11 protein-coding genes are annotated in these 13,013 nt (G+C 60.4%); 5 read left to right on the top strand and 6 right to left on the bottom strand.

Annotation, left to right across the window (positions count from 1 at the left end; all coding sequences use genetic code 11):
* The first annotated feature begins 153 nt into the window (after window positions 1-153).
* Window positions 154-519, top strand: a complete 366-nt coding sequence (locus EOD43_RS04415; RefSeq protein ID WP_127741446.1) for a hypothetical protein — start codon at window positions 154-156, stop codon at window positions 517-519.
* 904 nt (window positions 520-1,423) lie between these two features.
* On the opposite strand, the gene EOD43_RS04410 is transcribed toward EOD43_RS04415, so the two are convergent.
* The 4 genes from EOD43_RS04410 to EOD43_RS04395 form a co-directional block, all read right to left on the bottom strand.
* Window positions 1,424-1,621 (bottom strand): helix-turn-helix domain-containing protein, encoded by a 198-nt coding sequence (locus EOD43_RS04410; RefSeq protein WP_240653074.1) that lies wholly within the window; start codon window positions 1,619-1,621, stop codon window positions 1,424-1,426.
* Window positions 1,608-2,030 carry a hypothetical protein gene (locus EOD43_RS04405; RefSeq protein WP_127741445.1) on the bottom strand — a complete coding sequence of 141 codons (423 nt, stop codon included), beginning with the start codon at window positions 2,028-2,030 and terminating at the stop codon, window positions 1,608-1,610. Before EOD43_RS04405 ends, EOD43_RS04410 begins: the two co-directional genes overlap by 14 nt.
* 138 nt (window positions 2,031-2,168) lie before the next feature.
* Window positions 2,169-4,226, bottom strand: coding sequence for a DUF3363 domain-containing protein (locus EOD43_RS04400; protein ID WP_240653073.1), 2,058 nt, complete (start codon window positions 4,224-4,226; stop codon window positions 2,169-2,171).
* A 405-nt stretch (window positions 4,227-4,631) separates the two neighbouring features.
* Window positions 4,632-5,552: a HEPN domain-containing protein gene (locus EOD43_RS04395; RefSeq protein WP_127741443.1), complete on the bottom strand. Its 921-nt coding sequence runs from the start codon at window positions 5,550-5,552 to the stop codon at window positions 4,632-4,634.
* Between the two features lie 146 nt (window positions 5,553-5,698).
* Between EOD43_RS04395 and EOD43_RS04390 the strand changes: the two genes are divergently transcribed.
* Window positions 5,699-5,974, top strand: a complete 276-nt coding sequence (locus EOD43_RS04390; RefSeq protein ID WP_127741442.1) for an HU family DNA-binding protein — start codon at window positions 5,699-5,701, stop codon at window positions 5,972-5,974.
* Between the two features lie 65 nt (window positions 5,975-6,039).
* On the opposite strand, the gene EOD43_RS04385 is transcribed toward EOD43_RS04390, so the two are convergent.
* Entirely contained in the window at window positions 6,040-7,791 is a 1,752-nt protein-coding gene (locus tag EOD43_RS04385; protein WP_127741441.1) for a ParB/RepB/Spo0J family partition protein, read from the bottom strand.
* A gap of 537 nt (window positions 7,792-8,328) precedes the next feature.
* Between EOD43_RS04385 and EOD43_RS04375 the strand changes: the two genes are divergently transcribed.
* Complete coding sequence (locus EOD43_RS04375) at window positions 8,329-9,099, top strand: hypothetical protein (RefSeq protein ID WP_127741439.1); 771 nt, start codon at window positions 8,329-8,331, stop codon at window positions 9,097-9,099.
* Window positions 9,099-9,719, top strand: a complete 621-nt coding sequence (locus tag EOD43_RS04370) for a hypothetical protein (protein WP_127741438.1) — start codon at window positions 9,099-9,101, stop codon at window positions 9,717-9,719. Before EOD43_RS04375 ends, EOD43_RS04370 begins: the two co-directional genes overlap by 1 nt.
* A 119-nt stretch (window positions 9,720-9,838) precedes the next feature.
* On the opposite strand, the gene EOD43_RS04365 is transcribed toward EOD43_RS04370, so the two are convergent.
* Entirely contained in the window at window positions 9,839-11,122 is a 1,284-nt protein-coding gene (locus EOD43_RS04365; RefSeq protein WP_127741437.1) for a tyrosine-type recombinase/integrase, read from the bottom strand.
* Window positions 11,123-11,442: 320 nt separating this feature from the next.
* On the opposite strand from EOD43_RS04365, the gene EOD43_RS04360 reads away from it, so the two are divergent.
* A complete protein-coding gene (locus EOD43_RS04360; RefSeq protein WP_127741436.1) occupies window positions 11,443-12,696 on the top strand; it encodes a tyrosine-type recombinase/integrase in 1,254 nt (417 codons plus the stop codon).
* The last annotated feature ends 317 nt before the right edge of the window (window positions 12,697-13,013 follow it).

Below are 13,013 nucleotides of genomic sequence, written 5' to 3'. Positions count from 1 at the left end.
AGACGACGGTCGCTGCGAGGGCGAAAGCGGAGAAGTCTCTCTCGATGAAGCCCATCGATCGGCGGATGAAGGTCGAACCTAAAAGGAGGATGCGGTGAGCGCTGACGACGAGAAGCCGGGATCGGCCTTAGAGTGGCTAAACAGTTGGAGTCTATGATCGGCTTCGCCACAATTGGGTTCTTCTTCACATTGGAGCCCATCCCCCACGGCTACAGTGCCGGACAACGAACCCTGACCCAAGCGTTCGACCAAGCCGAAGCCGACGATCAAGCGCATGTCGCAAAGGTCGCCGCCGGTGAGATCGACGACATCATCACCGACGAAGCGTCCGCCGAACGCTTCGACTACGGTGATCACATCTATCACATTCAAGAATCCGCGAAGGATATGCTGAACATCCATAGGCAGTCCTACGCGGTCATGCTCCACCATGCGTGGGAGAAGCATGTCTGCCAGTCGAACGACTTCAAGGAGTATCGTCACCGCGACGCCTATCGCGAGTTGTCCAAGGAGGGATAGGACATAGACGAGCCCGGACTCGAACGGCTTCGCCAAACCGTCAACTGCATCAAGCACGATGGCCCCGAACTATTCAATGTCCATCCCAAGATGTTCGATGCGGGCGAACTTCCCGACGAGGGCCAGAAGCGCGGTTTTCAGGACGCGCTTCGGCTCACCGACAAGGACATCAAGGCTTTCATCGCGACTGTGAAGAGGTCAGCGCAGAGGTTCGGCAAGCGTAAGATACGAGCCAAGTCGCATTACGCTTGCGCTCATCGCTGAATTAGCTCTCCCAACATCGCCTCCTGTTCCTCATATTTTGGATCGAAGGCGTCCAAAATCTCCGGCTTACTCAGCTGGTTGCCGCGCTTGATGGCGGAATGTCAGGTTTTCACCCCGTAGCCGTCGTGCGTGCCATTAAAGCGGACCGACCGCTTGCAGAGTGCGGCACAGCTGGCCGCTACGACCAATTAAAGGGCGCGTTGCCGCCCCCTCCTCTGCCCTTCCAACTCCCACCGCTTCCGACCAATGTCGGCCGTTCAGTGCGTTGCTCAAGCGAACGGCCGTTTTTGGGCGAGGCCGCGATGGCCACGAATGACCGTGTGTGGACGCCCCTTAGGATTCAAGGGGGTCATCGAAAGATTTGACCGCGCAAGTTCAGGTGCTTCCGTGTGTCCGGCCTGTTCGTGCAGCCATCATCACGGCTGCTGGCCTGTATGGAGATCGCGGGTCCGGTCCTTACTGATCTGCGCAGTGAACCTGGAAAACCGACTTGGCCAGATCGATGCCGACTGTGCTAACCTCATCCATGGACGCCTCCTGCAGTGGTGCTTCAACACCTCCACTCTGGCACATCGATGCCGTCAGGGGGCGTCCACTCCAACGGTTATAGGGCGCAAAGATGCCGACCGCAGTGCGCCTCTTATCGGCGGGACTTCGCGATCAACGCATGCAAGCTTCGCATCGGGATCAACGTCGTCGCACCGATTTTCACCACATCAATCTGCCCGCTCTTTATCAGCTCGTAGAGCTTCGATCGTCCGATTCCGAGCAAGCGGACCGCCTCAGACACCCTCACGGTGATCGGTTCGTTCAGGATCGGAGCGTCAGTTAGCATCATTCGGACCTCCCTCCCCTTCCGCTGTCACAGTCTCTGGGCCGCGCCCCATCCGCTGCGCGATCCCATCGAGAAACACTTGGTAGTTGCGCTGCCCCGCGGCCTGCGCTGCCTCGTCTGGCCGGGGCAGCGCGGCCGAATAGATCAGGTGATGCCGCAGGAAGCGGAACAGCGCGAAGCTGATGATGAAGGTTTCGCGGCGCGTTTCGTCAATCGACCGCTGCAGCCTGTCGAGACGCTTGGCGACACTATCGTCGCCCTCGCTCGCTGATCGCTGGTTCATCCACGCATCGACCATCTCCACGAGCAGGTCGGAGCGTGCGCGCTTCTGGGCCCGCGCCATGCGGGTCAACCGGACGCTGATCTCGTCCGGAAGAAACAGCTGATGGCGGGTCTTGCCCTTGATGGCCATGAGATCACCTCTTCGGTGATGGCGACGCTGGTCCTAGCGGGGGAGGGTTGAGGCCGCGCCGCCATCGCCCGGAACTATGCTTCAGACGCTACGATCGCAGCAGTGCCTCTAGGGTGCACAGGGGTGAACAATGGTGCATCACCGACCAATCCCTCGCGTCCGGCCGACCGTCCAATCGACCGACCCACGCGACAATGTTCCGCTGACCTTGCGGCCGATTTCCCGTTCCAGCATCGGCTTCCACGGCACGAGCGTAAACTCGTGCGACCGCTCGATCAGCGCGTAGCGACCTCCAATCGCCTGGACGGACTTGCGATAGGTGCCGGAAACGTGCTCGCCATCCCGATGCTCGACGAAGGCCATACCCAATTCGTTCGAAAGCTGCCCCGCGACCTGCAGCAACTCACGCCTGCGCAGCATATCCATCGCCCCGCGTTTCAGAACGACCTCTTCCCCCTGTCTTTCCGCCAGCCCCTGCTCGACGAGCCATTGCTGCCGCTGTCGCAAGGCGCCCTGAACATCGCGGCCATAGCCGTGGTCGGCCAGGTGGCTATGCTCCTCCCCTGCCAACCTGCGATCGAGCCAGGTCGGCGCATCCGCTGCGACCAGCTTGTCGAGCGAGATCGGCGATACCGTCTCGACGATTACCGGCGCGCGCTCCGCCTCTTTGGATTGGTAGAGCTTCACCCGATCAAGATGATCTGGCGCGATCCTCCAGCTGCCGTCGGGTAAACGCTCAACGCCCCCTGTGGCGCGACGGATCGCTTCGAGACGACGAACATGCGTCTGGGTAAAGGCTTCACTGGCGTTAGGGTCATGGTCGAGATGGACATCGACCGAGTAGCGACCAGCATTGGCGGCGGCGATCCCGGCCACGGTGCGGTCGACCGCACGCGGCTCGATCGATCGCGACGACAGGCGAACGATGGTGCCCAAGGGGAAGCTGCCGTCGGCCTCGCCAATGTCGGCATAATGGCTGTGCCCATCTGTGCCATCGACGACGAGATAGCGGCGGGACATATTCTCATCCGTCAGGCCACGCGCGACGACGCGCCCGATAACGGGTTCATCGCTCACCTCCCGGATGCGGTAAAGCTGCGGGGGGCGCTCCGATCCGTCCTTCGTCATTGCCGCGTGCAGTGTGCGGATGACGTCACCCCGCCGTCCCATGTCATCGAGCGTCTGGCGCAGGCCGGGCGAGAGCTGCCAGGAAAGCGGAAGTCCGGCCTGCGCCAGCCCCATCCGCTCCAGCGTCCGTGCTCGCCCGATCAGCAACTGGCGATAATCGTCGCCCAGGCCCGTCTTCCCTAGATCGCCCGATAGGTCGACACGCCCCTCTTCGGCGCGTCCGATCAGCGCATGGTCTAGCCGGGTCAACCGCTCGGCCTCGACTTCGCTAGCGAGCTGGCGTGCGACCTCATGCTCGGTCTGCGGTCCGAGATCGCGGGTCATGATCTCGCTCGCGCGATGACGGATACCGTGCGCGATATAGTCGCCGGCGATATTGAGGGTCTTGCCCTCTTCGGTGACGCCTCTGACGACGATATGGACATGGGGGTGGCCGGTGTCGTGATGCTCGACCGCAACCCAGTCGAGCGTGGTTCCAAGATCCTGCTCGACCTTCGCCATCAGATCGCGGGCAAAGGGCTTCAGATCATCGAGCGCCGCTCCGTCCTCAGGCGCGACGATGAAGCGAAACTGATGGCGGTCGTTACACCCACGCTCGAGAAACGCATCGCGGTCGGCTTCATCGGCGAAGGTCGAGAAGAGTTTGCCGGGCGCCCCTTCGCGCGTGGTGCCGTCGCGTTCGAGATAGCGCAGATGGGCAGCAGCAGCGCCGGCCTTCCCAGCAGCCTTCACGATCCTCGCCTTGACGGTCACGCGGCGCATCCGCACGCGGGCGCCGGTCACACGATCGACCGACCAATCCGAGCTGCGCGAAATGGACGCCGCGATGGCCGCACCGCGCCCCCGTCCGTTGAAGCGCCCGCTGCGTGGTTTTGGTGCGACCGCTATGACACTGCCAAGGCGCCGCGGATTGCCACCAGATCGCGCAACCCGTTCGAGCAGGCGGCGCTGGCGACCACCACCGATCGTCGCACCGCCACCGCTGCGCATTCGGCCGAGCCACAGCTCGAAGTCACCGTCATCCTGTGCCATGCTGCAAAAGCTGGTCAGGGCGGCCTCGCGCTGCAAGTATCTCCCTGAAAAGGCGCGAAAAGTCAGGCTTTGCGGGCCTAGCCTCTCTTTTTCGTCTCCCCTTCGCTCTAGCGAGAGCGACGCGATCTCCCTGAAAAAGGATGTGCAGACAGATAGTTAGGGCCGAATGGCCCGGCCGGGGCAACCCGGTTTATCTTGCCGTAATCCCCTCTCTGACCTTCTCGCCCTATTCCCCTCGGCGACCCTCTGGCTCACCATATCCGCAAACTCGGCCACGCCAGCATCGATGCCTGCCATGCGCGTGGCGTCAGCGGTCGCCGATACTCCGCCAGTTTCTGCCGACTTCAACGCGCAGAACGCCGATGCGAAAGGCGCTCGATCGCCTTTTCGTAGGCGAAATCGATGATGGCTTTGGTTGAACGGGCCGTGCGATTTGGGCCGTCAGGCGGCCTTTTCGAGGGTCTCGATCCGCTCCAGACACAGCTCGCGAATGAGGTTCGTGAGCAGTTCGACGCGCTCGCCGAGCCACGCCAGTTCCTCGTCGGTGATGCGATATTGGCGCGAGTAGCGCGCCTTCACATAGGCGGCTCGCAACAGGTCGTAGCAACGCCGTTCGAACTTGTTTTCGGACGGCCAAACCGTCTTGAGACGCGGTTCAACTTGCTCAGTCTGCGAACGAAGTCGGTTCAGATTGTGGGTCTTCGGACTATACAATGTGCGCACCAATAGCAGGCACTGATAGAAGCGCTCTGCGGCCTGATGCAGCATGAATGCTGCTTCCTTCGGACGCCCCATATCGGCGACAAGCTTGCTCGATTTACGGAAGGTCTCGGCGCTCTCGAACCATTCCTCGTAGTACTCCTGCGTCTCTTTGAGCGCCTGTTCAGGCGACAAAGGCTCGGGTTTTGAGAACAGAAAACCTGGCTCCGCAAAGAGCGAAATGCCATCGCGCAATATGTCGATGAAGAAGTAGCGCCCGAGCCGCAGCTTTTCGTTCACATCGTCGAGGCTGTGATAGATCAGGCTGACCGGGGTGCGCAGTTGCTTGCCCTCGGACAGCGCATCGAGCAGCCGGTCTTCGGTCTTGAGCCAGAATTCGGGGACGTCGGTCAGATCCTCATGATCGACAACGACGAGGATATCATAGTCGGAAAAGTAGCGCCCGACCGGATCCTCGACCCAGTCGCCGCGCGCATAGCTTCCGAACAGGATGATCTTGAGGAGCTTGCCGTCCTTGAACCGCTCGGCGCGCTTGCCCTCGATCGCCTCGGCGAACCCGTCGCGGAGCAATTGCACCACGAACGCGAGTTCGCGGCGCTTGCCTTCGGGCAATTCGACATCCTTGGCGGTGAGCGACCTCATGCCTCCAGACTCGCCCGGTGAAGGCGGAATGCCAAGGAAAATCGTGCTTGGGGCATCGCCATGCACGCGATGTGATACAGGTCACCACAGGACGCGCGGGCCTTTGTCACGACCAGCGCGACGCAATCAGGAAAGGACAGATTTCCATGAACAACAGCGACCTCGCCGATCAGATCGCCGCCTCCCACGGGATCACCAAGGCCGATGCCAAGAAGATCGTCGACACGGTGTTTGCCGGCATCGCCGACGCGGCCGCCAAGGGTGAAGAAGTGTCGCTGCCGGGTTTTGGCAAGTTCAAGGTGAAGGCGAGCGCCGCGCGCGAGGGCCGCAATCCGTCGACCGACGCAACGATCCAGATCGCGGCGTCGAAGAAGCTCGGCTTCACCCCCGCCAAGGCGATCAAGGACAAGCTCAACGGCTGATCCGGGACCAAGAAACCGGGCCGGAGAAATCCGGCCCGGTCGTTCTTTGGGAATGATCGCGACGCTCAATGCAGCGTGGCCTCGTCGGGCACATGGTCGACATCGGCCATCAAAGCAGGCGGCAGTTCGATGAGAGATTGCGCCCGTTCGACGGAACCGACGCCGCCGCGCCCGGTGTAGCTCGATGGCGGGAACGTCATCCACCTCGGAACCCATCCCTCAATCTTCTCACGCCCGTTGGTGCCAGTGAGGCAGTCGCGGACGATGCCGCACTGAACCTTGACCGTGGCGCTGGCATTGGCCTTCGCCACGTCGTCCCCTGCAACATCGGACAGGATTTCCCCGATCACCTCACGATCACGGATCAGGTCGAGAAGGGCATCATCGGCCGTCCAGACGTCGCCCATGTCAACGCCGAGTTCGAGGCCCAGCAATTCGACCAGCGAGGTGCCCGCTTCCAGCGTTTCGGCCATGACGAGGACGAGGATATCGAGCAAGCTCTCGTCATCCAGAGCCGAGAGCAGGCGGTAGAGACCGGGCAAACCGCCCTCCCCCGCATAGCCGCCGGTGACGGTCGGTGTGTCGGGATCAAAGCCGAGCAGGGCCAGGACCGAGCGCCGCTTCGCATCGAACGCCGTCTCGGACGGACAAATTTCGACGCTCTCGCGGATCGCATCATTATGCGCGCGCTGCGGCTCGACCGACACGCGCCACAGCGCCGATCCCGCAATGACATGCGCGACCATCAAGCGCAGCGCTACGCCCGGACAGAAGGTCAGCCGATCGCGCACGGCGGCATGGCGGTGCAGATCGATATAAATGCCGATTGGTGCGCTGATCTCGGGGCGGATCGGCTTGTCGATGGCCTCGCCGCGTTCCAGCCGACGCGCTTCCTTGGCAGTGATATAGCCTTCGTGAAACGTCACATCGCCGCGATAGCCGATGGCGACATAGACCCGACCGCCCTTGCGCTTGGCGCGGCGCTCATGCTCCCAACCGGCGAAGACTGCGCCCTCTTCGAGGATCACGACATCCTGCCAGCCAGCCTCGCGATAGGCTTCGGCGCGCGCGTCGATCGCAGCACGTTGCGCGACCCAGAAATCCGCCGCTGATCCGAACCAGCGGTCCTCGCCGAACAGGTCGGAAATGATCTCGCCGGAATAGCTATCGAGATCGAACAAAGCCGCTTTAACGGGGATCGACGCGCCGCCGAACAGCCACGCCTTCAACTGATGGCCGACCGGGGCATGCGCGCTTTCGTCATCGACCAAGGCCAGCCAGTCGCGCTGCTGGGCTTTCGATGCCAAGGTCAGATGGCGGAGCGTAACCGCATCGATCTTGTCCGCGCGGTAGAGGCTGCGGATGCGCGGCATGAGATTTCCCAGCGCAAGCGTGCGCCTGACCTGCACGTCGGTCAGCCCGAAGGTGATCGCGATATCCTCGGGCTTGCGGCCTTCGCGCACCAATCGCGTAAAAGTTTCCCAGCGGCTGACCTCATCGGGATCGAGCCGCGCGATATTCTCGATGAGCGACGCTTCGAGCGCGGCCGCATCATCGCCCGCCTCCATGATCGCGCAGGGAAGCGCCTCGGCAACGCCGCCTTCTTCCGCCACCGCCATCGCGGCGTGGTAGCGCCGCTTGCCCGCGACGATCTCATAATGGTCCGGGCTACCGTTGGCTCTCACGATGAGCGGCACCAGCACGCCGCGCGCCCGGATGGACGGCAGGATGTTGGACAGGTCGGATGCCTTGCGCGTGCCCCGCATATTGACGGGCGAGACGCTGAGACAGGCGATATCGATATGACGAAGTTCCATTGATCTGCTCCTTCTCAAAAGCCGCAACCGGCCCCGGACGGCGGGGTGGGCGACAGGAGCGAACTGGCAGGGCCGCCGTCAGAGGTGGGCCGCACCCGCAGGGCCGGAACGAAGAGGAGGACCCGGCGCAGGCGGGTTGCGGCACGCCGCGGCGGACCTAGAGGAAAGCGACGCCCACCCCGCCAGCCGGAGGCCGGCCAACGTCATCGCGCCAGCGCGATGTCCGCATCTGGATCGCCAGATCCAGCCAGCGTCATGCGATCGTAGCCCGAAAGGGACGAGACGGCGACGCAGGCGCCGGCTCGGGGGAGCGAAGCGACATAGAGCGCGGTCAACCGAAGGATGAGACGCCGCGAGTTCTTCTGCTGCTCGCCTTCAAAGTAAGTCATTCGGCTCAGGTCGGTTCGCCCAAAACCAGTCACTAAGGGCGATAGCTTCAGGAGAGTTATTAATTCGACAGCGGCCTTGGAAGTCGCATCATGACCGAAATCATAAACGACGCTATATTGTAGCGTGGCAGCGCATCAGAGGGTTAGAATGCTGACTATCGCGGTAGAGGGTAAAACCGACAGATCGGTCGTAGAAAATCTGTTGCGCTCAGCTGGCGTTGAAGATTTTAATGTGATCGTGGCCGACGGCCACCTGCACCCAAAAGTGTCTTTACGCAGACTAGCCAATCTGAACATCACACCACCGTCGATTGTGGTTTACGATCAGGATTCCGGGTCCGTTGGCGACGCCGTTGAACCGAACAAGGTGTCGCTTGACGCCATTTTTTGCCCTGCAATTCCGAGTATCGAAGCTTGGCTTTTTGCTGATTCCGCAGCATTTTTCGAGGTTCTCGGCGAGAAGGCAGAGGCGTTCCAAGGACGCTTACCGTTGCCGGAACAATTACCCTATCCCAAGTTTTTGAAAAGTACGATGCTGCGCGATGCGCGTGATTATCATCGCCTTCTTCAGACAATTGATGTGCGGAAGGCGAGTGCTCGTAGTCCGTCGCTAAAATTCTTCCTTCAGTCCGCGCGCAGACTTTCCGGACTAGCTCCAATGGATGTTGACACACCCGATTTCAAGACCGGTCAAATGACCCGCGAGGTGCTCCGAAACCTCATCAGCGAAGTGTATCCGAGTTCGAAACCACTGTTCCGGTCAGCTTCTGGAGCAATCGTCACTGCTGAGCAAATGATGCAAGAGATCACAGATGGGACAGATTTAGGACGTGAGTACGCCAGTGATATCCTACGAGTGGCACGCGACCTACTGTCTCGACAGGCGCAAAAACATCATAGTGGTCCGCCGAGCGAATAATGATCCTATTCATTACGGCACAGGATGCCGCGACGAGTGACAATTTCATTGTAGCTGGTCACCTGATGGCCACTGCAGCCACCGCCCTGTGCGGCCCCACAGCCACGCGCGCACCTCTTCTCGCCGCGCTTGAGGCTAATGGAGATCAGCCGTTTCTCGCCTTTTCTCATGGCGAGCCGCGAGAGATACGTGGTCACGATGACAATCTCGGAATCGGCGAAGGCGACATTGCTCTTCTCATTAACCGACGCACCTACGCGCATGCGTGTCACACCGGCGAAAGCCTCGGTCCATTGGTTGCTGGCGCAGGTGGAATTTGGTTTGGGTACGCCGGGCCGGTCAATGCTCTTCCCTCCGATCCTGACACGATAAATTTGTTTCGGGAGATCGTTGATTTCATTGCTCAGCATTTTCCTGAATGTGATTCGCCTGCTCTTGCACAAGCTTTCATGGACGATCTTTCAGCTCTTACCGATGTCGGGTTTGATACAGTGTGCGCAACAGCCAGCCTGGAGCAGTTGCACACATTCAGAGATATTTCGCGACGCCTGCGTATATGGCTTCCAGGAGTTCCCGAGCCAATCAAGCACCCGGAAGCATTTGGAGATCCAGTGCTGTAACGTGTTTGGAAGTCCACTATGGCGAAGTCCCTTGTAACAAGTAGACCGTCCCCTCACGGCCCCGTCAGCTCATTCGCCGGTGCATTTCAGCAATCGGACTGGGCCGTTCTGTCCACCGGCTAGGCGCGTGCCGCAACTGTCTCCTCAAAATTTCCAACTTTCGCAGCCCCCTTCTGCGGAAGAGATGTTCGACGTAACTTTGGCCGCAGCACCTTAACGCCGCTGCGCAGCTTATCGAGATGGTCGGACCACCACTGCGCCATCCGAACGCGCTCGTCCCAATGCGCACCCCGGTGATAGGCCGCCCGGACGCCGTTACGCTCCCCATGCGCAAGCGAACGCTCGATCGCGTCTGGATGCCAAAGCCCGCTCTCGTTCAAGAGCGTCGCGGCGGTCGCCCGGAAGCCATGCGACGTCATGTCGTCCTTACCATAGCCCATCCGCCGCAAGGCCGAATTGAGCGTGTTCTCGCACATCGGCCGCAACGGCGAACTCAGTGACGGAAACAGATAGACGCTGTTTCGCCCGATCGCTTTCAGCTGCTTGAGATAGCCGAGCACCTGCCTGGACAGAGGCACGGCATGCTCCTGCTTCATCTTCATCTTGTGCGCCGGGATGCGCCAGACCGCCGCCTTGGTATCGATCTCGCTCCATTCGGCTTTCCGCAGCTCACCCGGACGAACGTAAAGATGCGGCGCCAGCTGCAGTGCAAGCAGCGTTTCGGCCTGCCCGGTGTAGCCGTCGATCGCGCGCAGCATTTCACCGACGTCCTTCGGGTCGGTCAGCGCGGCATGATGTTTGGTGCGCGGCGCGATCAGAGCGCCCCGCAGCACATCGGCCGGGTTGGTCGTCGCCCGGGCCGTGACAATGGCATAGCGGCAGACGCGAGATGCAAAGGCGCGCGTGCGGTTCGCCGTTTCGCGATGACCGCGCCGCTCCAGCTTTCGCAGCGCCGCGAGCAGTTCCTGCGGCATGATATCGGCGACCGGCAGCGGACCGATGTCCCGGTCGAGAAGATCGCGAAACCAGCGCGCCTTCTTCATCGTCGCATCGGACTTGCCCTCAGCCTCCATCTTCTCGAGATATTCGTCGGCGACCAGCCTGAACGTGGTCGCGGCGCGCAATTCGCCCTCGAGCTTCTCGCGGCGCCTGACCGCGATCGGATCCGCCCCGCCTTCAACCATGCGCCGGGCATCGTCGCGCCGGTCGCGCGCTTCCTTGAGCGAGACCTCGGGATAGTGGCCCAGCGACAGTTTCCGTTCGACCTTGTGAAACCGATATTTGAGCCGCCAGAGGCGGGCTCCCGATGGCTGGACGAGCAGGAACAGGCCTTTCTCGTCGGCGAGCTTGTAGGGAATCGCCCGCGGCTTGGCGTTTCGGACGTCGAGAGGTGTCAGTGCCATTTGGGGCCACCAAAAGTTCGGGTTGCGCTCGTGGCCCCCAAAGTGGCCACCAAAACGCCCGGACGGGGACGAACAAGGGTGGACGACGCTGGATGCCTCAGCGTCATTTTTACCATATTTTCCAAGGGTTTTCGATGGATTTCCGGACGTCGCCGGACGCGTCGGTGGTGCCGCTTACAGGCATATAACTAATGACCGCACGAATTCGCACTTGTTTTTTTATATATATTTTTCAATCTCTTAATTGATTTTCCGTCCGCACGTGTTCGTTGACAATCCCCGATAATCGTGATGTAGTGTGGTAACGCATGAGGGAATAAATGGGTCGTCTTTCGGTTGCCTTTGTTCGCAGCGCAGGCCCAGGGCGCCATGCGGACGGGGATGGCCTGTACCTCCTGGTCAAACCCTCAGGAGCAAGAAGCTGGATGCTGCGTGTCCAGGTCGATGGTAAGCGCCGCGACATCGGACTGGGTGCTGTCGACCTAAGAAGATCCTCCACACCGAACGAAATCGAAATTCCGCTATTGCTGCGCAGAAGGTTATCCCTTCAGGAAGCGCGGGAGAAGTGCTACTTGCTGCGGAATGCGGCCGTCGCGGGGCTGGATCCCGTTCTTGAACGCGACAAAGAGCGCGTGAAAATCCCGACATTTCGAGAGGCCGTTGAGGAATGCCATAAGGCGCTAAGCCCCTCCTGGTCAGCGCGGCAAGGAGCGTCGTTTCTCGCTTCGCTGAAACAACATGCCTATCCTCACATGGGACGAAAGCGCGTCGATCAAATCGACGCCGCAGATATTATCTCGGCGCTCGCTCCCATTTGGACGACGCTTGGGGATATGCCCCGCAAAGTCCGGGGACGGATAAGCACCGTACTCAATTTTTCGCATTCGAAGGGCTGGCGCCCAACCGAAGCTCCTGGCCGATCTGTTTCGGCGGGACTCCCAAAGCGCAAAGCGGGCGGAAACTATGCAGCCATGCCCTATGACGACGTTCCGGCGTTTGTGAGTTCGCTTGCGGCGAAAGCGGACACGATGGGGCGCCTGGCCCTGCTTTTCACAATCTTGACCGCGGCGCGATCAGGTGAGGTCCGTCAAGCATTATGGTCTCATATCGACCTGGAGAAATTGCTCTGGCACCGGCCGGCCCATTTGATGAAAGGGCGAGTGGCGCATTCAGTGACGCTGTGCGTAGCTGCAGCAACCGTGCTGAAGCGTGCCCGCGCACAGAAAATCCGAGATGGCGAAGACGTCCTGATCTTCCCGGGCGCGAGCCATTCTGCGCTGTCTGACATGACACTCTCCAAAGTCATGCGAGATGAAAAACTGCCATTTACCGTTCATGGTTTCAGATCGTCATTTCGAGATTGGGCCGCTGAAAAAGTGCCCGAAATGCCAGACGCAGTAGCGGAGGCAGCCCTTGCCCACCTCGTTCCAGACAAGGTCGAGCGAGCTTATAAGCGTTCTAACTTTCTAGAAATGAGGCGAGACTTGCTAGACCGCTGGGGCCGTTTTGCAGCCGGCAGCATTTCGGATAAGCCGGCACAGCTATATCGCCCTCGCACGTCCAAACCAGAATGATCGACGCTCGGCCATAAGGCCTGCTGAACCGACCTGAATTTCTAAAGGTCGGGCAGGACTACGGGCAATGGGAATGGCGCGCAAATTTCGTCAAATGCTACCGAAAGCAGCTCGCCAGGACTGAAATGGTCCGCACGTAGCCATTGTCGAATTCGCACCTTTTGAGGCCGTTGTTCAGCGCTGTCTCTCTGAGCAGGAGCCACCTTCGAGAACAGACTCCGTTAGGCTCGATCTGCACTCTACCTAACTTAATAACCTGCATGCCTATCTAGCTATATCGATCGCATAAAGCTGGCGTATAGCTCATATGAAATTGG

This window comes from Sphingomonas crocodyli, assembly GCF_004005865.1.
GTDB lineage: Bacteria > Pseudomonadota > Alphaproteobacteria > Sphingomonadales > Sphingomonadaceae > Rhizorhabdus > Rhizorhabdus crocodyli.
The sequence above is the reverse complement of the archived record's forward strand: the minus strand, read 5'-3'. Positions and strand labels throughout refer to the sequence as shown.